Source organism: Acinetobacter sp. ACNIH3 (genome assembly GCF_002918965.1).
GTDB classification, from domain to species: Bacteria; Pseudomonadota; Gammaproteobacteria; order Pseudomonadales; family Moraxellaceae; genus Acinetobacter; species Acinetobacter schindleri.
The window spans coordinates 26,953-52,595 of record NZ_PQLP01000003.1; the positions used below are offsets into that span (position 1 = coordinate 26,953).

Below are 25,643 nucleotides of genomic sequence, written 5' to 3' on the forward strand. Positions count from 1 at the left end.
TTAGGTGTTCTCCCGTGGCTATCCATGAAATCCGTCATCCTTTAATCCGACATAAACTCGGTTTACTTCGTCGTGCAGACATCAGTACCAAGAACTTCCGTGAGCTGGCTCAAGAAGTGACCATGCTCTTGACTTATGAAGCGACCAAGGATCTTCCTGTTGTTGAGCATGAAATTGACGGTTGGAACGGCTCAGTCACTGTAGACCGTATCGCTGGTAAGAAAATTACCGTTGTGCCAATTCTACGCGCCGGCATTGGTATGCTGGATGGTTTTCTGAACCTGATTCCAAGCGCTAAAGTATCTGTACTGGGTCTTGAGCGTGATGAAGAAACTTTAGAAGCACGGACTTACTATAAAAAACTGGTACCAGATGTACAAAACCGTATTGCGATGATTATTGATCCAATGCTAGCGACGGGTTCTTCTCTGGTGGCTGCAATTGATGTGCTGAAAGCAAGCGGCTGTAAAGACATTCGTGTGATGGTACTGGTTGCTGCACCAGAAGGTATTAAACGTGTTGAAGCAGCACATCCAGATGTGGTGATCTTTACGGCTGCGGTGGACGATGGCTTGAATGAAAATGGTTACATCGTTCCAGGTCTGGGCGATGCGGGTGACAAGATTTTTGGTTCGGTTCAAAAAGACTGATTTTTGAAGATGAACAGGAAAGGGGCTTTTATAGCCTCTTTTTTATATACTGAACAATATAATGGTCAGATTAGGGTACGTAAATGAGTTCTGAACAATATCAAGGCAAAGTCAAACAATACAATGCAGAGAAGGGCTTTGGTTTTATTTCATCTCCAGAAGGTGATGTATTTTTCCATATCTCGGATTTTCCTGCAGACTCAGGTGAGCCAAAGCGTAATGATCGGGTAAAGTTTAATGTGGTTCAAAATGGTGATAAGTACAAAGCTATTAAAATTGAACGCGTAGCTGATAAGTCCAAGAAAGCGAAAAAAGCCCAGGCTGTCGCGGTAAATACTTCAATTACCACTGAATTATTGTCTAGCTTAAAACGTTAAATTTTTACTTTCCATTTAAACTGAAAAGGGGCTTTAGAGCCTCTTTTTATTTGATTTTTATTTAATGTAATTTTATAACGGTTTTTTTAACTTAAATGCTATGCGATGTTGCTAAAACAATAAAATACCTACTAAAGCTCACAATATATCTTATGGCCTTCCACTTAAAATACGCATCTATGATGATTCAGGGACATATATCATGTTTACAGATGGAAGAGTTAAAACCTATGACTCCCTAAGCGGGACCGGAAGCATTGAACTGGCAAACACGGCACAGGAGTTAGGTTTCCAGTTACAGCAATTACCTTCACCTGAAATAATGCCTCAAGTTGGAGAGCGGCTTAAATTCAGAATCATTGAAGAACAGAATAAGATTCAATTGGACAATATGGTGCGTCTAGATATCAAACCCCAAGAGGAATTTGTTCCTGAAGTAGTCGTACTACCATCTCTAGCACCTGCCATGGTGGCTGTTCCAGTACGTAACAGTATTTTCTTTAGTCCTACACTCTGGCTGGCTTTTGTATCAGCGCTTGGCTTCATGATATTTGGAGAAATTTAGGTCAGTCTTCAGTTTTTAATAAGATATTTGTCCCATTCTTAAAAAAGCGCCTTAAGGCGCTTTTTTAATTTGAACAGAAATTTAGGCTTCACAGAATTTCATAAAAGCTTTTAAACCTGGACCTTGATACTTCTGACGGTGTACCAGCATAAATAATGGACGGGTTAGAGACCAGAAGGGTGTATCAAGAATCACCAACTGACCTTTTTCACGTAAAGGTTCAATTGCCAGTTTAGAAATACAGGACATACCTATGCCACCTGCAACTATCTTCAGAATTGCCTCGTTATGACCGAGTGTCAAACGGATATTAGCATCTGGAACATCTTGCAGAATGGCATTGTCAAAGACTTCGCGCGTACCTGAACCTTCTTCACGCAAAATCCATTCTACAGATTTAAAGTCTTCAGCAGTCAGTGGACGGTTTAACTGAGCAAGTGGATGATCCGGAGCACAGCACACTGCGAGTTCATCATCACGCCAATGGATGCATTGCAGCTGTGGCAAGTGGCAGGAACCTTCAATCAGCGCAAGATCCAGCTGGAACTGGTTGACGGCTTCAATCATCTGGCGAGTATTACCCACCTGAAGTTGCAAGTGTGCCTGTGGCTGGATTTTTAAAAAATCCGCCATTAGGTCTGGCATCAGATAGTCGGAAATGGTCAGGGTCGCACCGAGACGCAGGTCAATGCTTTGCAGTTCACCTTTAGCAGCTTGTTCAAAAGCTTCACAGCGACCAAGAATTTCAAGTGCTTGCGGGAGAAGAAAACGACCTAAATCATTGAGCTGTAAACGCTTGCCTAGACGGTCGAATAAAGGTGCGCCAAGACCATCTTCTAAATCTGCTAAAGCCATACTCGCCGCACTTTGGGTGAGTTTGACTGCATCACTGGCTTTGGTGACGGTACCTTCTTGAGCAACTGCTACAAAAACAGCCAACTGGCGTAGAGTCATGCGCATGAATAGAGCCTTAACATTTAAAAAATATTAATAAATTATGCTGTCATGCTACCATGAGCATAGTCTTTGATGCCACGTTTGAATCATGTCTATTGAAAAATTTAGCTTAGAAAAGGTTTTATCTGTACACCGTTGGACCGATACGCTGTTTAGTTTCACCATGACCAGACCTGCACATTTCAAGTTTACTGCAGGGCAGTTTGCGCGTATTGGCTTGAAGATAGGAGATGAACTCGTTGTCCGGGCATATTCAGTGGTGTCTTCACCTTTCGATGAAACCCTGGAATTTTTCTCAATCGTGGTGCCTGAAGGTAAATTTACTTCAAATTTACAACATCTTAAAGTGGGTGATGAACTTTACCTGGAAAAGATTCCTTATGGCTATCTGACCTTGGCACGTTACCAGCTGCCATTACCACAAGATTTATGGTTACTGGGAACAGGTACAGGTTTGGCGCCATTTTTATCCATGCTGCAAGACTTTGAAACCTGGAATAACTATAAGCAAATTAATCTGGTCTATAGCGTGCGTACGCAAGCTGAACTGGCTTATGTAGAGCGTATTCAGGAAATTGCAGAAAGCTTTGGTGAAGGACATAGCGGTTTTAAATTTATTCCAATTATTACCCGTGATCCTGAAGCAGCATTGCATGACCGTTTACCGGTTCTGATTGCAAATGGTGAACTGGAAAAAGCCGCAGCTATGCAGCTTAATCCTGAAACCAGCCATGTCATGCTCTGCGGTAACCCGGATATGGTTGAAGATACCAAAGAAGCATTAAAAGCACGTGGTTTGACCATGAACCGTCGTGGTGAAGGAAATATTGCAGTCGAGAATTATTGGTAAGCATTATTCTCCCTCGTCCTTTGGGTTGAGCAGCATCGCTGTGCAAGGGAAGGGATTAAGTTAAAAAATATTTCTTGAAATCAGAATCCCCCTAAATCCCCCTTTAGTAAAGGGAGACTTTTATTTTCTTTAAACACAAAAAAACCTCCATGTCGGAGGTTTTTTACTTTGTATCTCTTAATGGACAAACATATCCATAAAGTCCCGGATTTCCTGGATCGCTGTCTCTACATCAGAGGTCAGCCACGTCGGTTCAAAGAAACCGGCATAATGTTCGATGCGTTCCGCAGGCACGACCAGACGTACCGGACATTCTTCTTCCAGTAAGCGCCATGGAATGATGGGTACGTCATTGTCGAGCCAGGCTGCGACATTACGCACATCAATGATCATTGCATTCACGCAGTCCGGGAATGGCATCACCGACATTTCTTCGGTACGACGACGGAAATATTCCAAATCCTGCCAGCGCAGCAAAAAGCTTGGCTTGCTGAATTCAATAATTCCAATCAGATGCTGATCGCGGGTGTGGTGTAACGCACATTGATGTGTGACGTCAGTGTCAAGATCAAGCGATACACTTTGTTGACGATACGCCATAAAAATCGAGTGTATAAATAGGAGGTGGATGATTATAGCGCATTTCGTACCGATAGGGCAGCGATTCAGTTTGCTTTCCCTGGACAATGGATGAACTGGTACGGCTTATGCATATCCTCAGGGAACAAAGATAAAAACAAAGAGGTTGCTATGTCAGAGTCAAAAAGTGTCATCGATACCGGCGTCACCGAAACAACAGTACAAGAAGATTATTTTGCCCTGCGACAGCTAAAAAAAGGTGCTGTAGGCTGGCTGCTGCTTGTGGGTTTAGGGGTGGCCTATGTGATTTCCGGTGACTTTGCCGGCTGGAATTTTGGTTTGGCTCAGGCGGGTTGGGGCGGGATGTTTATTGCCACTGTTGTGGTGGCATTGATGTATTTATGCATGTGTCTGGCCATGTCGGAAATGTCGACCATGCTGCCGACTGCTGGTGGGGGTTATAGTTTTGCCCGGACTGCTTTTGGTCCCTTTGGTGGCTATCTGACAGGTAGCGCGATCCTGATTGAATATGCGATTGCACCGGCAGCCATTGCCTGTTTCATTGGTGCCTATTGCGAAGCCTTATTTGGTATTGGTGGCTGGATCATTTATCTGGTCAGCTATCTGATCTTTATGGGCTTGCATCTGAAAGGTGCTGGTGAAGCACTTAAAATCATGTTCGTGATTACCGCAATTGCTGCGGTAGCTTTGATGGTATTCATCTTCGGCATGTTGCCGCATTTTAATAGTGCAAACCTGTTTGATATTGCGGTCAGTACTGAAGCGGCGGGTGCCAGCACTTTCCTGCCATTGGGTTATCTCGGTATCTGGGCGGCCGTGCCCTATGCAATCTGGTTCTTCCTTGCTGTTGAAGGCGTACCATTAGCGGCAGAAGAAGCCAAAGATCCGGCAAAATCCTTACCGCGAGGTCTGATTGGTTCCATGCTGATTCTGGCATTCTTTGCGTTAAGTATTCTGTTACTCGGTCCTGGTGCAGCCGGTGCAGATGCCCTTAAAGATTCTGGTGCGCCACTAGTCGATGCCTTGGTTGCAGTCTATGGGTCTAATACCTGGATGGCAAGTTTTGTGAATTTTGTCGGGCTGGCGGGTCTGATCGCGAGTTTTTTCTCGATTATTTATGCCTATTCCCGTCAGATTTTTGCACTGTCACGTGCCGGTTATTTACCGAAAAAATTGTCTTTGACCAACAGCAATCATGCGCCTTATCTGGCCATCATTATTCCGGGGATTATTGGCTTTCTGCTGTCACTTTCAGGTGAAGGTGATCTGCTGATCCTTATGGCAGTTTTTGGCGCGACGATTTCCTATGTCTTGATGATGATGTCCTACATTAAACTCAAAGTATCTCGACCAAATCTGGCACGCCCGTATAAAGCACCGGGCGGTATTGTCACGGCATCGATTGCTTTAGTGCTTGCAGCCATTGCAGTGGTCGCTGGCTTCCTGGTCGATCCAAAAGTCTGGTTAATGGCAGCTGCGATTTATGTCGTACTGATTCTCTACTTCCTGTTGTATAGCCGTCATCATCTGGTGGCAGGCACACCGGAAGAAGAATTTGCCCGTATTGAAGCAGCAGAAAAGGAATTGAAATAAATCATCTTGAAGGGAGAACATGCTTATGCTGTATCAGATCAATGTGGCCAGTCAGCACTATATTTTTGAAGACTTAAAAACACTGATGGCCAAGGCTAGCCCTGAACGGTCTGGCGATCAGCTGGCAGGGATTGCTGCCCATGATGCAACTGAGCGGGTTGCTGCACAAATGTGTCTGGCAGAAGTACCATTACAGCAGTTTTTGAATGAAGCTTTAATACCTTATGAACAGGATGAAGTGACCCGACTGATTCTGGATGAACATGATGCCGCTGCCTTCTATCCGATCTCGCATTTTACTCTGGGGGATTTTCGTAACTGGCTGTTGAGTACAGATGCCACCACTGAAAAAATTACGGCCTTAAAAATGGGGCTGATCCCAGAAATGGTGGCAGCGGTCAGTAAAATCATGCGCAACCAGGATCTGATTCTGGTGGCAAAAAAATGCCGGGTGGTGACCCGATTTAGAAACACCATCGGGCTGGAAGGACATCTTTCCACCCGCTTGCAGCCGAATCATCCCACCGATGATCTGATGGGAATTTCAGCATCGATCCTGGATGGGCTGATGTATGGCAGTGGTGATGCGGTGATCGGGATTAATCCTGCGACTGACAACCTGCAAAACCTCTCCGAGTTATTAAAATTATTGGATCATATTATTCATGAATATCAGATTCCGACCCAGTCCTGTGTGCTGACCCATATCACTTCAGGGATTCAGTTGGCGAATAAAAATATCCCGATTGACCTGATGTTCCAGTCCATCGCGGGAACTGAAAAAGCTAATACCGGCTTCGGCATTAATCTGGAACTTTTACAGGAAGGTTATGAAGCGACTTTAAGCCTGAAACGTGGCACAGTGGGTCAGAACGTGATGTATTTTGAAACTGGACAGGGCAGTGCTTTGTCCAGTAATGGTCATCATGGGGTCGATCAGCAAACTCTGGAAGCACGTGCCTACGCCGTGGCACGTAAATTTAACCCTTTATTGGTCAATACCGTGGTCGGCTTTATCGGCCCGGAATATCTGTATAACGGTAAGCAGATTATCCGGGCAGGACTGGAGGATCATTTCTGTGGCAAGCTGCTCGGCGTGCCGATGGGTTGTGATATTTGCTATACCAACCATGCCGATGCAGATCAGGATGACATGGATATCTTGCTGACTCTACTCGCCAATGCCGGACTGAATTTTATCATGGGGATTCCGGGTTCAGATGATGTGATGCTGAACTATCAAACTACCTCTTTCCATGATGCTTTATATATTCGTCAGTTATTAGGCTTAAAACCGGCGCCTGAATTTGACCACTGGCTGCAACAGCAGGGTATTCTTTCTCAGCAAGCCCATCAGTTGCAGTGGCCGACTGAATTACCCAAACAGTTTTCCCGTTTGATGCTGTCTTAAGGAGTGCTGATGAAACTGGTTCCTGATGTGCAATTTCAGTCACAGCTGCAAGACAATCCCTGGCAACAGCTCAAAGCCTATACCGATGCGCGTATAGCCTTAGGCCGGGCAGGTGGCAGTTTACCAACCCGACCAAGTCTGGAGTTTCAGCTGGCACATGCCCAAGCCAAAGATGCTGTGCTTAAATCACTTGCTGCTGACCAACTTAAAGCAAGTCTAAGCAGGACTGGTCTAACGATTTTAGACATTGAAAGCCAGGCAGTGGAAAAGGATTTCTATTTAAAACGCCCCGATTTGGGCCGTATCCTGTCTGATGAATCTAAAATGATGTTACAGCAATACCGGAATGAACATCATGACACGTGGGATGTGGTGATTGTCGCGGGAGATGGACTATCTGCACGTGCTATTGAAGAAAATACACCACACTTTATTCCTGCTTTGGTAGAAGCTTGCAAAGTACAAGGCTGGAGGTTAGCTCCTGTAATTATTGCCCGTGGTAGCCGTGTCGCACTGGGAGATGAGGTTGCAGAAATTTTAAAAGCCAAAATGCTGGTGATGCTCATTGGTGAACGCCCAGGGTTAAGTTCTCCGGATAGTATGGGAATTTATTATACTTATAGTGCTTTTAAAGGCTGCCATGATGCACTTAGAAACTGTATCTCCAATGTTCGTCCGGCAGGTCTGTCCTATCCGCTGGCGATCCAACGCTTAATCGCACTCATGCAAAAATCCTGTGCATTGCAGCTTTCGGGCGTACAGCTAAAAGATGAACATGAAACATTGGTTGAAGTTCGGCATGAGCCAGGCAAAGGATTATTTAAATAACCAATAGTGTAGAAACTTCTACGCTGTTACAGACTTACACGCCGTCACCATCTCACTTATTTTTGTCACACAAGTTAAAAAATCAACTTGTTATGATGAAATCCACACATGAATAAAAAACAGTGAGGATGGTTATGGCTAATGATTTCAACAAAACACCACCTTCAGGCTATGATGAAGATACACGGCAGAAGAAAAGAATTCCTGTCTATATTTTAATTTTAGTGGGTGTCTTCCTGCTGGCATTGCTACTTTATATGTTTGCCGATATTAAGCCTTCACCAGAAGAAGCACCTCCGGGTCATCCAAATCCGCAAGCTCAACCAGCAACCATGAACAATACGACCCCAGCTCAGTCAGAGGAAGGGCGTAGTCAGGATCTGAATCAGCCTGCGAACTTAAGTGGTGTTACTGGTACGACTGAAGCTACCGCAGAAGATACAGCGGGAGGTATGGATGTTGGTATAGCAACCGACTCAGAAGGATCTAGTCGAGGTGCTGGTCAGTAGGCACCCTCTTAAAAAGCCCTGGTTAAGAATCAGGGCTTTTTTGCAATCTAATGTGCGGATTTGTTGTAGTTGTGCATTTCTCAATTGAATAAAAAAAGCTCCAATTCTAATGTGAATAATGCATGACAGACGGCTTTACAACTTTCCAAAAAAGAAGTCTGTAAATACTTATAAATAAAGTAAAACCATAGAGGGCATGACAACATGAATGAATATATGAGAGGCCCAGGCGGTTATGATGCCATGTACTATTGGGAACAGTTTCATCCCATATTAAGTGCAGTGGCGATCCTGCTGATAGGCTGGGTTATTGCATTGCTGGTCTCTGCAGGCGTAAAAAAAATCCTGCAAAAGCTTGGCACCAATGAGCGGCTAAACCATGCGACTGGCCATCGTTCCAATATTGAAAATATCATCACAAGAATTGTCTTCTGGTTAATCCTGATTATGGCAGTTATTGGTGCACTGAATGTGCTGAATCTGACCAATGTCAGTGGACCGTTCAGTAACATGATTCAGCGTTTCCTGCTGTTTATCCCTCAATTGCTTGCTGCGATTGCTGTCGGATTCATTGGCTGGATTGTTGCCAATCTGGTCAAGGTGGGACTACAGAAACTGCTTGACCGCACTCAACTGGATGAAAAACTCAGTTCAGAAGTTGGTGTAAAGCCATTAAGTGAGAATATCAGTGAAATTATTTACTGGCTGATTCTGTTGTTATTCCTGCCTATCGTACTCTCGATTCTGGGTTTAAGTGGTCTGCTGTATCCAGTTCAGAACATGGTCAATGATGTGGTTGGTTATCTGCCTAATATCTTTATTGCCGGTGTGATTGTTTTTGTCGGCTATATTCTGGCGAAAATCATTCGTGGCATTGTAGAAGGTTTATTGCGTAGTATGAATGTACAGCAACAGGCAGAAAAAGTTGGCATCTTCAAGAACTCTAATGTTCCTCAGGTGATTGGTTCCTTCATCTTTGCTGTAATCATTATTACAGCGCTGATCATCGCTTTTGAAGCTCTCGGTATTGAGGCGATTTCACAACCTGCAACCGCGATGTTGTATGAGGTAATGAATGCCATTCCAAATATCATTGCCGCAGCCCTGATTCTGATTCTGGCTTATGTCGTATCGAAACTGGTCGCGAAGCTGGTTACTGAAGTTCTGGCAGGTACGGGTGTAGATGAAGTTCCGGCCAAGCTAGACTTACAACGTTTCCTGGGTACCACTAAAATTTCGCATGTCGTGGGCGTCCTGATCATTCTGTTCACTATGCTGTTTGCTGTGTCTGAAGCGGCGAACCGTCTTGGCTTTGAACAGGTAAGTAGCCTGATTGCGATGTTCATTTACTTCGGTGCGAACATCCTGCTCGGCGCAGTGATTCTGGTGGTTGGCTTCTGGCTGGCAAATGTGGTTGCGAATGTAGTGCAGCGCGGTGAATATAACAGTTCACGCTGGTTAGCCAATCTGGTTCGTGTCCTGATTATGGGTCTGGTAGTTGCAATGGGCTTACGCGCAATGGGCATTGCCGATTCGATTGTAAACCTTGCATTCGGTCTGACTCTGGGCGCAGTAGCAGTGGCTTTTGCTCTGGCATTCGGTCTTGGTGGTCGTCAGCCGGCAGAACGTGTTCTGACGGATTTGATTGATAAAGCCAAACGTGAAGGCAAAGAACCAAATCCCTTGAAAAAAGATACTGATATCATGACTTCAGCTTTTGGTTCAGGTAGTGCGACTTCTGCGACTGAACCAGCTACTACAACAGGAGCGAGTATCGTGCCTACTCCAGGTCAGAATGATGACAATGCGCCAATGCGTACGGACTTATCGAATAGTACCCCTGCATCACTTACTACTGCACCGCAGGATGATGAAGCATCGGGTATTGATCAGGTTACTCCAGATATAGATCAGGCTGTACCGGACTCACTCGACGTCGATCCAACTCATCCACCAGCTAATAATCCATTTGGCTCTACAGGTGAAGACGAACCGAATGTCGATAGTCGTCCAAAGAAAGATGACCTGAATTAACCTGTTCCAATCAAATAAAATCGGCCACGCTTAAGTGGTCGATTTTGTTCAGTCATGAGGAAAAATGAATGAATGCAAAAAAACCGAATAAAGTTCTAGCACCTTTAGTGATTGCAGGAATTACGATTGGCTTTTTTACTGCTGCCTATAGATTTGTCTTTGTTAAGAGCAAAGCAGATAAGCGCTCTGAACAAGTGCTGGAAAAGAACATGCCGGATACAGACGAATTTAACTAAAAAATCCTGTTAATTGATTGAAATAGAATTGTCATGTTGAAAATATAGAATATTCAAATGAATACTAAATAAATTTTGGTATTCTTATTGCATTAATAATATAAAGACAAAGGAGATCAACAATATGTGGAAATTAAAACAGTCTAAATTTATTAGCTCTACTGCAAATGCAGCACCATATTATTTGCAAGAAGCCGGCCGAAAAATGCAGCTGACGATTGACCGTCTTGAAAATACGGCCAATCTTAAGCTGTTTAAAACAGACTATCTGGAGTGAACTTGAGACTGACTTTAGAGTATTTATAAATTAAACATATTCTGATGCGGCATGCGCCGATGACCATGCCCATTGGAAATTAAATCCACCCAGATGTCCGGTAACATCCAGAATTTCACCGACAAAGAACAAACCTTTTTGTTTCTTGCTTTCCATGGTCTTGGAAGAAACTTCGGTAGTATCTACACCCCCTAGCGTTACTTCGGCAGTACGATAGCCTTCGGTGCCTGATGGTTTCACTTCAAAGCTGTGCAAACGTTTGGCGATCTGTTCTAGTTTATCATCACTGATATTGCCAATCGAGGTTTCTGTAACCTCAGTCCAGATCAGATTCTGTAATTCCAGTACCACACTTTTGGGTAAGTGCTCGGTGAGTAGGGTCCGTAACAAGACTTTTGGCTGGCTTTGTTTTCTGGATTTGAAGAAATCAAACAGATCCACACTTGGCAGGAAATCGACCTTAAAGCTTTGACCAACATCCCAGTAGTTAGACAATTGCAACGAGCTTGGACCACTTAGGCCACGATGGGTAAACAGCAGGGCTTCAGTAAAGCTGTTCAGCTCATTGGATAAAGTTGCTTCTACCGCATTACCACTTAAGCGCGTCGTAACTTCTTTAAAATTATCCGAGAAGGTGAAGGGTACCAAACCGGCACGGGTCGGATAGATAGAGTGACCAAATTGCTTGGCAATCTCATAGCCAATACCAGAACCACCCAGGGTCGGAATTGACAGGCCACCGGAAGCCACCACGACAGATTCAACTTCAAAATATCCCAAAGACGTTGCAACCTGGAAACCTTGATCGTCGACCGCGTTGACTGCTTTGACTTCACAACTCGTTTTAATATCGACCAGACCGGTCTTATCACATTCAGACAGCAGCATTGCCAGAATTTCCTTGGCGCCATTCAGTGTAAACAGCTGCCCATGCTTACGCTCTTCATATTCAATACCGTACTCGCACACCATGCCAATGAAATCCCAGTTGGTATAACGAGTCAGAGCTGAAATAACAAAATGTGGGTTATGCGAGATAAAATTTTCCGGCTCGACGTACAGGTTGGTGAAGTTACATTTGCCACCACCAGACATTAGGATCTTTTTACCGACCTTATTGGCCTTTTCAACCACGACAACACGACGACCACGTTGCGCAGCCATATATGCTGTCATTAAACCTGACGCACCTGCACCTATGACTAGAACATCGTATTGCTTGGAAGACATGACACACTCAAGGGAGAAGAAAAGGAAAGCATTATAGACAATTTTATTTCAGCTTTCTCTATTCATCCTGAAGCAAATCGAATTACAGATATTCATCAGACATTCATCACAACTGATTTGAAATACTGAAAAGCTGCTTCTATAGTTTTATACATGAGGATAAAAAGCCCAGGAGAAAGACTGATGGCGAATATCGAACAATTAAAACAATATAATCTGATTACTTATATTCTGTATATTCTGGGCTTCTTTGTCGGCCTGACGCCGATTGTTGCCATTATTATGAACTATCTGAAACGCAATGAAATGCGCGGCACCTGGCTGGAAAGTCATAGCGACTGGCAGATTCGAACCTTCTGGATCAGTTTAATTGGTTATCTGATCGGTGGCTTATTAACCACGATTCTGATTGGATTCGGGATTCTGTTTGTAGTGTTTATCTGGCACATTTACCGTCTAGCCAAAGGTTTGATGGCTTTAAATAATAATGAGCCGATTAATCCGGTTTAATTTGTATACAGCTCAGGGATTTTGCCTTGCAGGCCTCCAGTATGAATGACCAATAGCTTTGATCCAGCAGGGAAATAACCCTTTGCAATCAGCTCAGTCAGACCCATCAGCATTTTCCCGGTATAAATCTGTTCTAGAGGAATACCGTATTCAGCTTCAAAGTTCTGAATAAACTGAATCAGTTCAGCTGTAGTTTTGGCATAACCACCACAGCAATAGTCATCCATAATCTGCCAGTTTTTCTTGTGGGTCAGTTTGGCGACATCTTCTGTTAAGAATGTCCCTTTCAGTGCAGAAAAACCTAAAATGTGTTGATGATTTTGACTGGCTTCAATCAGTCCTGTAATTGTACCGCCTGTGCCCACTGCACAACAGATCACATCAAACTGTCGATCTCTCTGTTTTAAAATTTCCTGGCAGCCTTGAATAGCAAGCGTATTGGTACCCCCTTCAGGAATCACGTAATGATCTGGAAACTGCTGCTGCAATTCTGCCAAAAAATCGGGTTGCTGTTTACGTCGATAATCCTCACGGCTGACAAAATGCAACTGCATGCCAAAGTCTTGCGCGGTCTTTAAGGTAGGATTTAAGGGTTTTTCTTTAAGTTCTTCACCACGAATAATGCCGATACTTTCAAAACCAAACTGATGTGCCGCAAATGCCGTCGCTGCAATATGATTTGAATAAGCACCGCCAAAAGTCAGCAACTTTTTAAACCCTTGTTGTTGCGCTTGCAGAAAATTATATTTCAGCTTAAAAAACTTGTTGCCCGAAATCCGTGGATGCACCAGATCCAACCGACGTATGGTCAGTTGCATACCGTGTACATTCAGGGTTTGGTCTATGAATTGCTGGGCAATCGAATCAAACATGGCAATCTTAAAAGTGAGAACGGCAACAGTATAACCAAGTTAAGCGTACCCGAAAGTGACTTTATTCCTATTCTAACTGCACTCTTGAATGATGCAGCTTGTCACAAAATAATCGAATAAAAAACAGACATAAAATGCTAATCTAAAGTTAAGGGAATCTGTCAGGAGGGTAGCAAATGAAACATCTATCCTATGTTGTGCTTGCGTTACTTCTGTCCAGTCTGGCTGGCTGTGATAATGACAAAATGAATAAACCGAAAACTGAAGTCAGAACCATGATCATAGGCGGAATGCCGGTACATGATCACGACTATCATTTGTCTAAACCGCAATTTATCGCCCAAGAGCTTCAGTAAACTTAAACTGAATATTTATTAGATAAAGTTAAGATTTTTCACTATAAAAATGCAGCATTCGTGCTGCATTTTGCTTAGAATAGCGCAATCAAGATTTAACCGGGTTGTGTTGTGGAATCATTCTGGATTTTGGGCTCAATTGCCTTTGCATTAATGTTAGGCGCAATGAGCCCTGGGCCGACATCGATTTATGTGGCAAAAAATTCAATTGCTATTTCGCGCAAGCATGGCCTGTTTACGGCATTAGGAACCGGTACAGGTGCCGCTGTTTTTGGTCTACTCGCAGTTCTAGGCTTACAGGCATTTTTACTAGCTGTGCCATCTGCTTATCTGGCTTTAAAAATCTGTGGTGGGATCTATTTGCTCTGGCTGGCATTTAAAATTATTAAACATGCCAAAGAGCCGATTAATGCCGATGAAGACAGCAATACCCAGATGTCACTGCGTCGTGCTTATACCACAGGCTTGATCACTCAATTATCTAACCCCAAAATTGCCATTGTATTAGCCAGTATTTTTACTGCACTTTTACCTAAAGAAATTCCGGCCTATTTCTATGTCGTGCTTCCGGTCCTATGTTTCTTTATTGATGCGGGATGGTGTTCTTTGGTGGCAGTTGCCTTGTCTGCAGAAAAGCCACGTCGTGTGTATTTAAAATTCAAAGCAGGCTTTGATCGTGCTGCAGGTGCGGTAATGACTGTACTCGGTTTAAAGTTGATTTTTGGTATGAAGTAATTATTTCTATAAGCTCCGCTGCAGATAAAAAAAGCCCCTTGCAATAGGGGCTTTTTTACGAAAGCATTTAAAAAATATTTTCTTCAGAATTCGCAGAAATACGGTGAATGGACAGGTCTGCACCGGTAAATTCTTCTTCCCGGGTGAGACGAATACCAATCCATACTTTGAGCAGGCCATAGACCAGGAAGCCACCTGCTAAAGCAAAAATAATGGCGAGAACTGTACCAACTAGCTGTGAAATTAAAGAAACACCACCCATGCCTCCCAGCCATTGCTGACCGAAGATACCCACAGCAAGACCCCCAAAAGCTCCGCATACACCATGCAAAGGCCAGACGCCAAGCACATCATCCACTTTGAGTTTATTTTGGGTATACGTAAACAGTTTCACAAAAATCACGCCTGCGCTGATCCCGATAAAAAGCGCACCCAATGGATGTACCACATCTGAGCCTGCACAGATCGCTACTAAACCGGCTAATGGTCCATTATGCAGAAAGCCCGGGTCATCTTTACCTGCCACTTTGGCTGCAATTGTTCCACCAACCATTGCCATTAAAGAATTGATGGCGACCAGTCCAGAAATAGCATCGAGGCGCTGGGCACTCATGACATTAAAACCAAACCAGCCGACAATTAAAATCCATGAACCTAAAGCCAAAAATGGAATCGATGAAGGCGGATGTGCTGTAATCCGGCCATCATTTTTATAGCGGCCATGACGTGCACCAAGCAGAATTACTGCAGCCAGTGCGATCCAGCCACCCATGGCATGCACCACCACTGAACCGGCGAAATCATGAAAGCTAGCACCAAATGCCTGAGCCAACCAGTCCTGGAAACCAAAGTTACCATTCCAGATCATGCCTTCAAAAAACGGATAAATCAGGGCAACCAGAAATAAAGTTGCTAAAGCCTGCGAGCGCATTTTGGCCCGTTCAGCAATACCACCAGAGATAATCGCTGGAATGGCGGCAGCAAAGGTAAGCAGGAAGAAACAGCGCATCAGGTTATAGCCATGATCAGCTGCTAAGGTATTGGCATCATGGAAAAAATGCTGTCCATAGGCAATATAGTAACCCACTAAAAAGTATGCGATTGCAGAGATGGCAAAGTCAGTTAGAATTTTACTTAAGGCATTGACCTGATTCTTATGTCGAACTGTTCCAAGTTCCAGAAAAGCAAATCCTGCATGCATGGCAAGCACCAGAACTGCACCGAGAAGGAGAAATAATAAGTCTATATTTTGCATGGTGCGTTCCAATTTAGTGCGTAGAATCACAAAAGAAACCCAGTATATAGAGGCAAAATGATTCTAAAAGAGGCACTAGCAAGGGAAATTTTGATGAAGAATTTATTGAAATTAATAAGACTCGATATAAGGCATAATGTGACTTGTTTGCACCAAACTAAGACACTACAAGAGGTGATAAATTTAAAATTTATACCTAATTTTTAAATATTTAGATTTATCGGACTCAATTGAATGCTAGAAATGAGTGCTAAAGGTGCACAATGAATGTGAAGCAATTTTTAAGAAAAAATTTAAAAAATTAAGTGAAGTAGCGGATTTTAATTCTCAATCTAAACGTGATTTTTGAGTCTGAGATCTTTAATACTTATTGGTTAGGTGTTTATAAAATAAATGAAACCCTAAAAGCTTAGGGTTTCATAGCTGAATATTGCAATCACAGTATTCAATTAATCTTTAAAGTGTACCGGTATCCACTGATAGCTTTGACCATCTTTTGAATAGATATGCCCAATCCCGGGGAAAGGTAAATGTGGTGCAGCAATCAACTGACCCGCTTTGGCATATTCAGCAAAATGTTTAAGACGGGTTTCGACTGCTGCCTTAGGGTCTATATCAAAATCTACCGCTGTTTTTGGTGCATCAAACTGCAAGGTATGTGAATGCACGATGTCACCAATAAATACCACTTCTTGAGCATCGGTTTTCAGTTTAAAGCTGTAATGCCCTGGGGTATGACCGAAAGATGGCTTAAATTGAATATCACCCAAAGCGAAAGCTTTGTCTGAAAAGACCTTAATTTTTTTGGCTTTTTCATACGGTGCAAGTGCGGCTTTAATTTTCTCAACTGTGCCTAAAAATTTCTCTTGGTTTTCTTTGGGTAGTTTCTTGATGGTGTTTGGACTGAGCCAGTAGTCATATTCGGTTTTGGAAATATGCAGTGTGGCATTTGGGTAATTTGCTACACCGTTATTTGAGATGCCGCAGACATGGTCAGGGTGTAAATGGGTCAGGAAAATGCTATTGACCTGTCCAGGCTGATACCCTGAAGCTTTTAGGTTGTTATAGATTGAACCTAAGTGTGTGCCAAAGCAGCTTGCAGCACCGCTGTCGACCATTAGTAGTTGGTTGCCTGTATTGATTAAAAAAGCATTGACTGAGGTTTGTATGCCTTTCTCGTTGATGGCAGCGTATTTTTTGAGAATGCCCGTTTTTTCGCTGTCACTTAAGCCTTTAAATAAAGCTGGGTTTAAATAGTTTGTACCATCGAGCAGGGCGGTGATTTGAGTGTTGCCGATTTGGTGATGGTAATAGCCAGCGACTTGTTTTTGAGCTGGAATAGTGGTTTCAGCCGCTTGGGTGGTGAGGGCTGTGGTGCTTAGAGCAAGTGTGAGGAATAGGGGGTTAAATGTTTTCATGGGGTTCTTATAAGTTTTAAAGGGATGGATATTTTTTATCATACTTAGATATAAATTTTAAAATTTTTTGAAAGCTCTTTTTCTTGCGCCACATATGGCTCAGAAAGAAGGTTGAGATGAAGGTTATATACTATTTACTTTAGTTTTGACGGATGAGAAATGCAACTTCGTAAGGTAACATTCCAATATTGATTTAATAATGGATTCTCCCTCTCCCTATGGGAGAGGGTCGGGGTGAGGGAAATCCCAAAAACAAAAAAGCCCCTACAACGTAGAGGCTTTTTTACAACTAAAAATTATTTTTTACATTCTGGCTGTGAACGATCAATCACCTGCGTACCTTCAACACGGTAACCGATCTGCCCTACAATAAATGCTTGATTCAGTTGAGTAATAACAACATCAGATAAAGCCACAGCACAACGATCTTTCTCAATTGCACGATCTACCGCTGTTTTGAAGTTAGGAATACCTAATGGGAATAAAACTACCGGAACCTTATCTTCACCTGTGACACGTTGACCTTTCACAAATTGGTTTGAGTTCAAGTTATAGTTCTTTGTAGAAGCTACGGTCATATCTGCCATACGAACTGAACAGCCTGTAAATGCAATTGTTGACATCGCTAGAACTGAAACTAGTAATTTTTTCATGTTTACCCCGAATAGTTATAAAAAATAAAAAGCGCTTTGATTTTATCGATATATTTTTTTAAAACAAGGAAATAAATTATATAAATGGTATAGAAAAGCCCCTACATTAGTAGAGGCTTTTTATTTAAGACCTACATCTTAAGACACTTTATCACCCGGCTTCGCACCAGATTCAGGTGAAATCACCCAAACACCTTCGCCATTACCCGCAGCTAACACCATACCGTTAGAAATACCAAAACGCATCTTACGTGGTGCAAGGTTGGCCACCATCACCACCAATTTGCCTTTTAAATCTTCAGGCTGATAGAACTCACGGATACCGCTAAACACGTTACGTGGCTCAGCTTCGCCGACATTTAGAGTCAATTGAAGCAGCTTATCAGAACCTTCAACCGTTGCAGCGTCTAATACTTCCGCTACACGAAGGTCAACTTTCATAAAATCATCAATATTAATGATTTCCGCTTCACCGACTTTAGGCTCAGCTTTCTTCTCTTTGGCTTTCTCTTTTTTCTTTTCAGCTTTTGGTGCTTCGGCAGGTGCAGCTAAAGAATCTTTAGATGCATCCACCATAGCAGCCACAGCTTTTGGATCAACACGTTGCATTAACGGTTGGAACAATGCAATTTCGTGCGCTACTAATACTTGCTTACGAGATTCAAAGTTAAAGCTGTCTAATTGTAAGAACGCTTGAACTTGTTCAGCCAATGTTGGCAATACAGGCGCAAGGTAAACCGCCAATTGACGGAACAGGTTAATACCCACAGAACACACGTCATGAACTTGTTGTTCTTCGCCTTCAATTTTCGCTAAAGCCCAAGGCTTTTTCTCATCAATATATTGGTTGGCTTTGTCAGCTAACGCCATAATTTCACGAATCGCAGTCGAGAATTCACGTGCTTCATAAGCGGCAGCGATTGAATCACCTGCATCAATAAAGCTTTGCACCAATTCAGGCTCTGCGCATGTTGCAGAAAGTTTGTTGTCAAACTTCGTATTGATGAATTTCGCACAACGACTTGCGATGTTCACCACTTTGCCAACTAAATCTGAATTCACTTTTTGAACGAAATCATCAAGGTTTAAGTCAGAATCTTCAACTTTATCAGAAAGTTTAGACGCGAAGTAGTAACGTAAATATTCAGGGTTTAAATGCTCTAAATAGGTTTCAGCTTTAATGAATGTGCCACGAGATTTAGACATTTTCTGACCGTTTACAGTCAAGAAGCCATTAACAAATAAGCTTGTAGGCGTGCGGTAGTTTGCACCTTCAAGCATTGCAGGCCAGAACAACGCATGGAAATACACGATGTCTTTACCAATGAAGTGATACACCTCATTTTGAGAATCTTTTTTCCAGTAATCATCAAAGCTGAGGTCAGGACGTTTGGCTTTGATGTAATTTTCAAAGCTCGACATATAGCCGATCGGTGCATCCACCCAAACGTAGAAATATTTGTTTGGTGCATCCGGAATTTCAAAACCGAAGTAAGGCGCATCACGGGAAATATCCCAGTCCGACAAACCTGCTTCAAACCATTCATCCAGCTTGTTGGCAATCGACACAGGCAGACGGCCTTGGTCACGGGTCCACTTTTGCAGGTATTCACCAAAATTAGGCAGCTTGAAGAAGTAGTGATCTGAAGACTTCTCGACAGGCGTCGCACCGCTTAGTGTCGATTTTGGGTTGAGCAATTCAGTTGCGTTGTAGGTTGTGCCACACACTTCGCATGAATCGCCGTATTGATCTTCCGCTTTACATTTTGGGCATGTGCCTTTAATGAAACGATCCGACAAGAACATGCCTTTTTCAGGGTCAAACAATTGAGTCACAGGACGAACTGCAATGTTGCCTGCTTCACGGTTCTTGATATAAATCTCAGAAGCACGAGCTTGGTTTTCTGCACTGTTGGTTGAGTCGTAGTGGTCAAAGTCCACTTTAAAGCCGGAAAAGTCACGCTCATGTTCTTTTTGTACATTGGCAATTTGCTGTTCAGGGGGAATGCCATTGGCTTCAGCACGCAGCATAATCGCCGTACCATGCGCATCATCCGCACATACATAAGTCACGTTATGACCCATTGCACGCATCGCACGTACCCATATATCAGCTTGGATATAACCGAGTAGGTGACCCATATGGATCGGGCCATTGGCGTATGGAAGGGCGTTAGTGACTAAGATATTACGCACGGATCTGACTCTCTCATTCGTATTTTATGCAATGGGCGGTAATTTTACATGAGATAGACATGACTTGCATAAGGCTTTTGGTGAATTCTTTTTCAATAACAAAGTTGCACATCGATGAAATGCTACTTTATGGCAGGATTATCAGGGATAATAGCCTATCCGCCATTTGCTTGAGTGCTTGACCATGTATGACGATTACAATGATTTTGAAGATGATCAACCAGTCAGACGGATTAAATCGAATATCAAACAACAGACTTTAGGCAAACGTATCCTTGAAGATGCGCAAAGCTATTTAGATCAGATCTCACAAGGCGAACATACATTTTTAATCAATATCTTACGTGAACTGGCACAGCAGGATGATTATTTTAATGTATGGGCAGATCAGCTTGATCAACCTGTTGGTTCAAAAGTGGCCAATGATGCCTTAAACCTGATGCATTTTTGGCAACAGATTCATGCCTATGAAGATGTTAAAGCCTTTAACCTACTCGATGTCATCAATAGTGAAGATTTCCAAAAAGACGTACTGACTGCTTTTGATGCAATGCAAATAGATGAAGCCCATAAAGCCTTACGCCGTCCCGTGATTGTTGAAGCCTTTAAAATGTATAAATTGGGCTGTTATGCAGGTTGTGTACCTTTGCTCTATGCACAGCTTGAAGGTTTACTCACCGACGTCTTAATCCAACAAGGTTTCTTAAAGCAAAACGGCACTAAATTTGTTGATGTCTACAAAATTGTACCAGGTTTGAAAGGCAACGAGATTAAGAGCCTGTGGCATAAATCTAAAATCGCTGCAGAACTGAATCCATACTTTGCAGAGCTGGCTGCCTATAAGATGGATTCTAGTTCGAACGTCACTGCAACACGCCACAACATTTTGCATGGCACAGATGTGGCACATTTCACCCAAGCGCGCAGTTTTATCCTGTTCATCTGGTTGTTCTCGGTAGTAAGTTTTATGAGTACCGTGCGTGCTTAAGCTAAGGTCGCTTGCTATCTTTAGTTTTACTCATCCTGTAAATGTTTAATATATATCGATCATAAGCATCCTTTAGCTTGAAAAATCAGGCTATAACAGCATTTGAATAGGTAAGCTAAAGGAAATGCAATGTCATGATGACAGTAAAATACTAACCGATGGTGCAAGGAATAAGATAAATAGAATCTTCAAAATACAGAGCACCATCTCGTCCAGTTGGTGTTGATGAAAATTTAAGATCGTAAGGTTTGTGCTATCTGATGCAATGATCAGCAACAACATGTACAGGCTTTGTTGCAGTTTGCTTAATTCGCCCGATTCATTCTCTGCTTTATGCTAAATAATTGTCTGATAACTTATATGACTTACCTAAGGAGGGTACTCATGACTCAGAATAACCAGACAAGTACTTCTAAGCAGAACCAAGATAAACAGCAACATGCACGTGAAATACATGATCAAATTGAAAAAGAGCAGAAGCAAAACGAGATAGACAAGCAGCACAAACAGGAACATCAGGAAGTATTAGAGGCTCAGAAGAACGGGGCGGATGATAAATCTGAAAAGCAGAGCGCTAATGACTCAGATAGTGAGCAGTCAGATAAAAAAAATGAAACGACCAAGATGGATGACTTAAAAGCCAAGGCGATTGCTATTGGTGAAGAGCTATTGCAGAAAGGCGAAAAGATTCTGAATGAGCTAAAAAATGGCAAGTCTGAAGCCAAGCAGAATGATGATGCAGATGATTCCAAACAGGCTGCGCATAAAGACGGAAAATCAGACCAGCAACATGGCAATGGTCAAGATCAGCAGGATCGTATGACTCATCTTAAAGATGAAGCCCTACATAAGTTTGATGATACTAAACAGAAGATTACTGAGCTGGTGAATGAAGCTTCTGTCAAACTGGCTGAGCTGAAACAGATGGCCACCGATACGATGATTAAAATGAAAGAGAATTCATCTAAAGATCAAGACGCTAAAGATGACACTTCTAAGGAGAATACGTCTGATAAAAAAGAGGCTGCCAAAGATAAGGATTCAGAATCTGATGCAGACCAGTCTAAACAGGATCAAGGCAAAAACACCAAGGACCAGCAAGATAAGTCCGAACACAATAAAAATCATAAATAAGCTTTGATCGCACTGCCACTTCAACCATAACAGGGTTGAGGTGGCTGAATCTAATCAGACTCTTATTATAAAAATAATTATTCGCATACTAAAAACTACCTTATATCTTATTCCCTTTCACTTTCCATTATTTCTATTCGCCACAAATTAATAAAACCAAGTAAAATAGTTGGAAATTGAAAATATCTCCCTCATCTTAATGGGCAGAATGCTTAACCTTAAGTGAAAAGCCCGTTAAACTAAGCTATTTAGATATCGATCTACATTTTTGGAGTAACCTATGTCGTGGCTTTCTTCGCTTAAATCGGTTTTTTCGCCTTCCAAGGAGGTGAACGAAGAAGCTGTGCAGAATGTACTGCAAAATTATATCTTGCCAAATTCTAACAATGCCTTGAAAGATCGGATTACTCAGGTCAATGTACAAGGTGAGATCTTACAGATCACGATTAATACCTATCCTGAAGAAAAAGAGCAACTACAGCAGATTCATGATGAACTGACTGATGCACTGGAAAAATGTGGCATCAAAGAACTCAATATGCATGTGATCCAGCAAAAAACGGGTCATAAAAAAGAGGGCGGGTGCGGACATCATCATGCTGAAGGTGAAAGCTGCTCTAGCCAGCTGCAAACCACAGTAGCACCAAAATCGAATTTACCACCCGTGGTGGATGCATCTGCAAGTACTGATGCTGTAAAGCAGGCGAATGAAAATTATCAACCGCAACAAGAAGAGGCGCCTATTCAAAAAGCTGCCCCGCAACAGCGTGATGTGCCGAAGCATCCACGTATTCAAAATGTGATTCTAGTGTCTTCTGGTAAAGGTGGTGTGGGTAAATCAACCACAACAGTGAACCTGGCCTTGGCTTTACAAAAACAGGGTTTAAAAGTCGGTGTACTGGATGCGGATATTTATGGTCCAAGTATTCCAACAATGCTCGGTAATGCGGGTAAAACCCCGATGATTGAAGCTGAAAACTTTGTACCATTAGATGCCTATGGCTTGGCGGTGCTGTCAATTGGTCATTTAACCGGTGATCACAATACACCAGTGGCATGGCGTGGTCCAAAGGCAACGGGCGCATTGATGCAATTGTTTAATCAGACACTTTGGCCAGATCTGGATGTCCTGATGATTGATATGCCGCCAGGTACAGGGGATATCCAGTTGACTCTAGCGCAGCGTATCCCAGTCACTGGCGCAGTGATTGTGACAACGCCACAAAATGTGGCATTACTGGACGCTACCAAAGGAATTGAACTGTTTAACCGTGTACAGATTCCAGTCATGGGTGTGATTGAAAATATGTCGACTCATATCTGTTCAAATTGCGGCTATGAAGAACAGATTTTTGGTACTGGTGGTGGCGATAAATTGTCAGAACAGTACAATATTCCACTACTTGGCCGTCTGCCTTTAAATGCTGTAATCCGTGAAAATGCCGATGCCGGAACGCCGTCAGTGATTGCTGGAGATGAGGCTGCTGATAGCTATATGGCGATTGCCGAAAAGATTGCAGCCAAACTGCCAAAGGCTCAAAAAGATCAGTCCCGTATTTTTTAATAGAGATCATTGATTAAAACCTCAGTCCAGGCTGGGGTTTTTATTTTAAAGCTGACAGTAAAATGAAAGTATTTCCTAGCAAGTAGGCCCAATAAAAGCAAGAAAATAAATTAAGACAATAAGTAGAAATAAGCTGAGTGACTTTGAAAGATTTGAAGATGAAAAAATCAGAAATGTATTATTAGATGAATCATTTTAAAGATATAAAAATTTAATTTTTGAGTTAGTGTTTTCAGTAGAATTTTCTCATGAATAAGTCGGAGTCAACTAAAATGACTCTATCGTATATCACTTAATTTTAGCATTATTTTTATATAAGTTTTTGAATTTAAATTATAATTTAAATCATTCCAAAAAATTATAATTCTTCTTACAAATAAGATTTTGCAGGTAAAAATATTCTGATCTATGCTGCAAGCATTACAGCGAGGTCAACCCATGATTTCTTGGTTATTTATTGGTTTAGTAGTCACAATTTTATTGACTCCAGGCCCAACCAATACCTTATTGGCATCTTCCGGGATCCATGCAGGTTTTAGGAAATCATTTTATCTTATTCCTGCTGAAGCGTTAGGCTATCTGCTTGCGATCAGTTTTTGGGGAATCCTGATTGGCAAGATTTCAACCCATCTGCCAGCTTTACCGAATATCCTGAAATTATTTAGCGCCTGTTATATTCTCTATTTGGCAATCAGATTATGGCGTACAGCAGAAGTTGCTGACAGTTTAAGTCAATTCACCATTCGTGCCAGAGAGTTATTTTTAGCAACTTTACTGAACCCTAAGGCCTTATTGTTTGCATCGGCAATTTTCCCCGTAATTGCATGGCAGAACAGTTATTACTATGTCGTACATATGCTGATGTTTATAGGACTATTAATTCCAATTGCAGTTTTATGGACATTCTTCGGTACTTTACTGGGTCGTAATAATAATCGCTGGCTCAACCAAAAAAATATGCAAAAGACCGCATCATTGGTACTGATGAGCTTTTCTGTACCGCTGAGTTATTCAGCGATTATGAGTCTGTAACTTCACTCAAAAAATCTTATTAAAATTTCAAAGTAGCATCAAGAAAGAACACTTATTTTCATTGAGGTGAATTTCAGTTAAAGTACGTCGCAATAACTGAATTTAAGATTTTTGGATTAGTACCAATGGCAATTAAGTCTGATCGCTGGATTCGCGAAATGAGCGAAAAGCATGGCATGATCGAACCCTATGCAGAGAACCAGGTTCGTTTTGATGAGAATGGTGAAAAACTCATTTCTTATGGTGTATCAAGCTATGGTTATGATGTTCGTTGTGCACGTGAATTCAAGGTATTTACCAATGTGCATTCTGCAATTGTAGATCCGAAACACTTCGATGAAAAAAGCTTTATCGACATCGAATCTGATGTATGTATCATCCCGCCTAACTCATTTGCGCTTGCACGTACTGTAGAATATTTCCGTATTCCACGTAATGTACTGACTGTTTGTCTAGGTAAATCTACCTATGCGCGTTGCGGTATTATTGTGAATGTGACTCCACTTGAACCAGAGTGGGAAGGTCATGTCACCCTTGAGTTCTCCAATACGACGAACCTTCCTGCACGTATCTATGCGGGTGAAGGGGTAGCACAGATGCTGTTCTTTGAATCTGATGAAGTTTGTGAAACTTCATACAAAGACCGCGGCGGTAAGTATCAGGGCCAGACTGGTGTGACTTTGCCAAAAGCATAATTAGTTTAAAGTATTGAATAAACGGGGCTTAAGGTCCCGTTTATTTTTTTGAGTTTTCATTCATCGGAAACTTGGCTATTCAGCACTTTGCTTTTTGCATCTGAATGGAAAATAAGCA

Annotated in this window: 27 protein-coding genes; 19 read left to right on the plus strand and 8 right to left on the minus strand. The window is 42.3% G+C overall.

The genetic code is table 11. From position 1 onward, the window contains the following. Positions 1–14 precede the first annotated feature (14 nt). From upp to C3420_RS02615, 3 genes are all read left to right on the plus strand, one after another. Entirely contained in the window at positions 15–650 is a 636-nt protein-coding gene (upp, locus tag C3420_RS02605; RefSeq protein ID WP_004814701.1) for a uracil phosphoribosyltransferase, read from the plus strand. 83 nt (positions 651–733) lie between these two features. Then, positions 734–1,027: a cold shock domain-containing protein gene (locus C3420_RS02610; RefSeq protein WP_103799631.1), complete on the plus strand. Its 294-nt coding sequence runs from the start codon at positions 734–736 to the stop codon at positions 1,025–1,027. A 202-nt stretch (positions 1,028–1,229) separates the two neighbouring features. Continuing rightward, on the plus strand, positions 1,230–1,592 hold the full coding sequence (locus tag C3420_RS02615; protein WP_103799632.1) for a hypothetical protein: 363 nt from the start codon (positions 1,230–1,232) through the stop codon (positions 1,590–1,592). An 81-nt stretch (positions 1,593–1,673) separates the two neighbouring features. On the opposite strand, the gene gigC is transcribed toward C3420_RS02615, so the two are convergent. Continuing rightward, on the minus strand, positions 1,674–2,552 hold the full coding sequence (gene gigC, locus C3420_RS02620; RefSeq protein ID WP_004814707.1) for a LysR family transcriptional regulator GigC: 879 nt from the start codon (positions 2,550–2,552) through the stop codon (positions 1,674–1,676). An 85-nt stretch (positions 2,553–2,637) separates the two neighbouring features. On the opposite strand from gigC, the gene C3420_RS02625 reads away from it, so the two are divergent. Further along, positions 2,638–3,399, plus strand: coding sequence for a ferredoxin--NADP reductase (locus C3420_RS02625; RefSeq protein ID WP_004814709.1), 762 nt, complete (start codon positions 2,638–2,640; stop codon positions 3,397–3,399). 177 nt (positions 3,400–3,576) lie between these two features. On the opposite strand, the gene C3420_RS02630 is transcribed toward C3420_RS02625, so the two are convergent. Beyond that, entirely contained in the window at positions 3,577–3,999 is a 423-nt protein-coding gene (locus C3420_RS02630; RefSeq protein ID WP_004814711.1) for a hypothetical protein, read from the minus strand. A gap of 150 nt (positions 4,000–4,149) precedes the next feature. Here C3420_RS02630 and eat point away from each other — a divergent pair, with 150 nt between their 5' ends. The 7 genes from eat (at position 4,150) to C3420_RS17355 (ending at position 10,887) form a co-directional block, all read left to right on the plus strand. Beyond that, the gene (eat, locus tag C3420_RS02635) at positions 4,150–5,592 is read left to right on the plus strand and encodes an ethanolamine permease (protein WP_103799633.1); all 1,443 of its coding nucleotides are present in this window, start codon (positions 4,150–4,152) and stop codon (positions 5,590–5,592) included. Between the two features lie 25 nt (positions 5,593–5,617). Further along, complete coding sequence (locus C3420_RS02640) at positions 5,618–7,003, plus strand: ethanolamine ammonia-lyase subunit EutB (RefSeq protein WP_004891714.1); 1,386 nt, start codon at positions 5,618–5,620, stop codon at positions 7,001–7,003. Positions 7,004–7,012: 9 nt separating this feature from the next. Next, entirely contained in the window at positions 7,013–7,831 is an 819-nt protein-coding gene (gene eutC, locus C3420_RS02645; protein WP_103799634.1) for an ethanolamine ammonia-lyase subunit EutC, read from the plus strand. A 134-nt stretch (positions 7,832–7,965) separates the two neighbouring features. Continuing rightward, positions 7,966–8,340 (plus strand): hypothetical protein, encoded by a 375-nt coding sequence (locus C3420_RS02650; protein ID WP_004814718.1) that lies wholly within the window; start codon positions 7,966–7,968, stop codon positions 8,338–8,340. A 204-nt stretch (positions 8,341–8,544) separates the two neighbouring features. Then, on the plus strand, positions 8,545–10,374 hold the full coding sequence (locus tag C3420_RS02655; RefSeq protein ID WP_103799635.1) for a mechanosensitive ion channel: 1,830 nt from the start codon (positions 8,545–8,547) through the stop codon (positions 10,372–10,374). Positions 10,375–10,442: 68 nt separating this feature from the next. Then, positions 10,443–10,610, plus strand: coding sequence for a hypothetical protein (locus C3420_RS17350; protein ID WP_171294434.1), 168 nt, complete (start codon positions 10,443–10,445; stop codon positions 10,608–10,610). A 124-nt stretch (positions 10,611–10,734) separates the two neighbouring features. Further along, entirely contained in the window at positions 10,735–10,887 is a 153-nt protein-coding gene (locus C3420_RS17355) for a hypothetical protein (RefSeq protein ID WP_004814723.1), read from the plus strand. Positions 10,888–10,917: 30 nt separating this feature from the next. Here C3420_RS17355 and C3420_RS02660 read toward each other — a convergent pair whose 3' ends face one another. After that, positions 10,918–12,117, minus strand: coding sequence for an NAD(P)/FAD-dependent oxidoreductase (locus C3420_RS02660; protein ID WP_103799636.1), 1,200 nt, complete (start codon positions 12,115–12,117; stop codon positions 10,918–10,920). A 183-nt stretch (positions 12,118–12,300) separates the two neighbouring features. Between C3420_RS02660 and C3420_RS02665 the strand changes: the two genes are divergently transcribed. Beyond that, positions 12,301–12,627, plus strand: coding sequence for a DUF4870 family protein (locus C3420_RS02665; protein ID WP_008307481.1), 327 nt, complete (start codon positions 12,301–12,303; stop codon positions 12,625–12,627). Here the strand turns inward: C3420_RS02665 and C3420_RS02670 are convergent. Further along, positions 12,624–13,499, minus strand: coding sequence for a 1-aminocyclopropane-1-carboxylate deaminase/D-cysteine desulfhydrase (locus C3420_RS02670; RefSeq protein ID WP_103799637.1), 876 nt, complete (start codon positions 13,497–13,499; stop codon positions 12,624–12,626). The two genes, C3420_RS02665 and C3420_RS02670, sit on opposite strands and share 4 nt — an antisense overlap. A gap of 176 nt (positions 13,500–13,675) precedes the next feature. Here C3420_RS02670 and C3420_RS02675 point away from each other — a divergent pair, with 176 nt between their 5' ends. Beyond that, positions 13,676–13,855, plus strand: coding sequence for an NF038215 family lipoprotein (locus C3420_RS02675; protein WP_004814732.1), 180 nt, complete (start codon positions 13,676–13,678; stop codon positions 13,853–13,855). 111 nt (positions 13,856–13,966) lie between these two features. Further along, positions 13,967–14,590 carry a LysE family translocator gene (locus tag C3420_RS02680; RefSeq protein WP_103799638.1) on the plus strand — a complete coding sequence of 208 codons (624 nt, stop codon included), beginning with the start codon at positions 13,967–13,969 and terminating at the stop codon, positions 14,588–14,590. A gap of 67 nt (positions 14,591–14,657) precedes the next feature. Here the strand turns inward: C3420_RS02680 and C3420_RS02685 are convergent, their stop codons facing one another. The 4 genes from C3420_RS02685 to metG form a co-directional block, all read right to left on the minus strand. After that, positions 14,658–15,845, minus strand: a complete 1,188-nt coding sequence (locus C3420_RS02685; protein ID WP_103799639.1) for an ammonium transporter — start codon at positions 15,843–15,845, stop codon at positions 14,658–14,660. Between the two features lie 449 nt (positions 15,846–16,294). Next, positions 16,295–17,263 carry an MBL fold metallo-hydrolase gene (locus C3420_RS02690; protein WP_213064663.1) on the minus strand — a complete coding sequence of 323 codons (969 nt, stop codon included), beginning with the start codon at positions 17,261–17,263 and terminating at the stop codon, positions 16,295–16,297. A gap of 296 nt (positions 17,264–17,559) precedes the next feature. Continuing rightward, a complete protein-coding gene (locus C3420_RS02695; RefSeq protein ID WP_004814739.1) occupies positions 17,560–17,916 on the minus strand; it encodes a hypothetical protein in 357 nt (118 codons plus the stop codon). A gap of 138 nt (positions 17,917–18,054) precedes the next feature. Then, positions 18,055–20,112, minus strand: coding sequence for a methionine--tRNA ligase (gene metG / locus C3420_RS02700; protein ID WP_103799641.1), 2,058 nt, complete (start codon positions 20,110–20,112; stop codon positions 18,055–18,057). Positions 20,113–20,296: 184 nt separating this feature from the next. Here metG and C3420_RS02705 point away from each other — a divergent pair, with 184 nt between their 5' ends. From C3420_RS02705 to dcd, 5 genes are all read left to right on the plus strand, one after another. After that, entirely contained in the window at positions 20,297–21,100 is an 804-nt protein-coding gene (locus tag C3420_RS02705) for a hypothetical protein (RefSeq protein ID WP_103799642.1), read from the plus strand. 384 nt (positions 21,101–21,484) lie between these two features. After that, positions 21,485–22,234 carry a hypothetical protein gene (locus tag C3420_RS02710; protein WP_103799643.1) on the plus strand — a complete coding sequence of 250 codons (750 nt, stop codon included), beginning with the start codon at positions 21,485–21,487 and terminating at the stop codon, positions 22,232–22,234. A 280-nt stretch (positions 22,235–22,514) separates the two neighbouring features. Then, on the plus strand, positions 22,515–23,798 hold the full coding sequence (gene apbC, locus C3420_RS02715; protein ID WP_103799644.1) for an iron-sulfur cluster carrier protein ApbC: 1,284 nt from the start codon (positions 22,515–22,517) through the stop codon (positions 23,796–23,798). A gap of 438 nt (positions 23,799–24,236) precedes the next feature. Next, positions 24,237–24,830, plus strand: a complete 594-nt coding sequence (locus tag C3420_RS02720) for a LysE family translocator (protein ID WP_004814751.1) — start codon at positions 24,237–24,239, stop codon at positions 24,828–24,830. A gap of 125 nt (positions 24,831–24,955) precedes the next feature. Continuing rightward, positions 24,956–25,525: a dCTP deaminase gene (gene dcd / locus C3420_RS02725; RefSeq protein ID WP_004814752.1), complete on the plus strand. Its 570-nt coding sequence runs from the start codon at positions 24,956–24,958 to the stop codon at positions 25,523–25,525. Positions 25,526–25,643 lie beyond the last annotated feature (118 nt).

What these genes read in the sequence shown, in the direction of transcription:
- C3420_RS02660 (WP_103799636.1), bottom strand. Translation starts at nt 12,117, where the DNA reads ATGTCTTCCAAGCAATACGATGTTCTAGTCATAGGTGCAGGTGCGTCA.
- C3420_RS02690 (WP_213064663.1), bottom strand. Translation starts at nt 17,263, where the DNA reads ATGAAAACATTTAACCCCCTATTCCTCACACTTGCTCTAAGCACCACA.
- C3420_RS17355 (WP_004814723.1), top strand. Translation starts at nt 10,735, where the DNA reads ATGTGGAAATTAAAACAGTCTAAATTTATTAGCTCTACTGCAAATGCA.
- C3420_RS17350 (WP_171294434.1), top strand. Translation starts at nt 10,443, where the DNA reads ATGAATGCAAAAAAACCGAATAAAGTTCTAGCACCTTTAGTGATTGCA.
- apbC (WP_103799644.1), top strand. Translation starts at nt 22,515, where the DNA reads ATGTCGTGGCTTTCTTCGCTTAAATCGGTTTTTTCGCCTTCCAAGGAG.
- C3420_RS02670 (WP_103799637.1), bottom strand. Translation starts at nt 13,499, where the DNA reads ATGTTTGATTCGATTGCCCAGCAATTCATAGACCAAACCCTGAATGTA.
- C3420_RS02615 (WP_103799632.1), top strand. Translation starts at nt 1,230, where the DNA reads ATGTTTACAGATGGAAGAGTTAAAACCTATGACTCCCTAAGCGGGACC.
- C3420_RS02685 (WP_103799639.1), bottom strand. Translation starts at nt 15,845, where the DNA reads ATGCAAAATATAGACTTATTATTTCTCCTTCTCGGTGCAGTTCTGGTG.
- C3420_RS02705 (WP_103799642.1), top strand. Translation starts at nt 20,297, where the DNA reads ATGTATGACGATTACAATGATTTTGAAGATGATCAACCAGTCAGACGG.
- C3420_RS02675 (WP_004814732.1), top strand. Translation starts at nt 13,676, where the DNA reads ATGAAACATCTATCCTATGTTGTGCTTGCGTTACTTCTGTCCAGTCTG.
- eutC (WP_103799634.1), top strand. Translation starts at nt 7,013, where the DNA reads ATGAAACTGGTTCCTGATGTGCAATTTCAGTCACAGCTGCAAGACAAT.
- C3420_RS02625 (WP_004814709.1), top strand. Translation starts at nt 2,638, where the DNA reads ATGTCTATTGAAAAATTTAGCTTAGAAAAGGTTTTATCTGTACACCGT.
- dcd (WP_004814752.1), top strand. Translation starts at nt 24,956, where the DNA reads ATGGCAATTAAGTCTGATCGCTGGATTCGCGAAATGAGCGAAAAGCAT.
- gigC (WP_004814707.1), bottom strand. Translation starts at nt 2,552, where the DNA reads ATGCGCATGACTCTACGCCAGTTGGCTGTTTTTGTAGCAGTTGCTCAA.
- eat (WP_103799633.1), top strand. Translation starts at nt 4,150, where the DNA reads ATGTCAGAGTCAAAAAGTGTCATCGATACCGGCGTCACCGAAACAACA.
- C3420_RS02655 (WP_103799635.1), top strand. Translation starts at nt 8,545, where the DNA reads ATGAATGAATATATGAGAGGCCCAGGCGGTTATGATGCCATGTACTAT.
- C3420_RS02650 (WP_004814718.1), top strand. Translation starts at nt 7,966, where the DNA reads ATGGCTAATGATTTCAACAAAACACCACCTTCAGGCTATGATGAAGAT.
- C3420_RS02630 (WP_004814711.1), bottom strand. Translation starts at nt 3,999, where the DNA reads ATGGCGTATCGTCAACAAAGTGTATCGCTTGATCTTGACACTGACGTC.
- C3420_RS02665 (WP_008307481.1), top strand. Translation starts at nt 12,301, where the DNA reads ATGGCGAATATCGAACAATTAAAACAATATAATCTGATTACTTATATT.
- C3420_RS02695 (WP_004814739.1), bottom strand. Translation starts at nt 17,916, where the DNA reads ATGAAAAAATTACTAGTTTCAGTTCTAGCGATGTCAACAATTGCATTT.
- C3420_RS02720 (WP_004814751.1), top strand. Translation starts at nt 24,237, where the DNA reads ATGATTTCTTGGTTATTTATTGGTTTAGTAGTCACAATTTTATTGACT.
- C3420_RS02710 (WP_103799643.1), top strand. Translation starts at nt 21,485, where the DNA reads ATGACTCAGAATAACCAGACAAGTACTTCTAAGCAGAACCAAGATAAA.
- C3420_RS02640 (WP_004891714.1), top strand. Translation starts at nt 5,618, where the DNA reads ATGCTGTATCAGATCAATGTGGCCAGTCAGCACTATATTTTTGAAGAC.
- C3420_RS02610 (WP_103799631.1), top strand. Translation starts at nt 734, where the DNA reads ATGAGTTCTGAACAATATCAAGGCAAAGTCAAACAATACAATGCAGAG.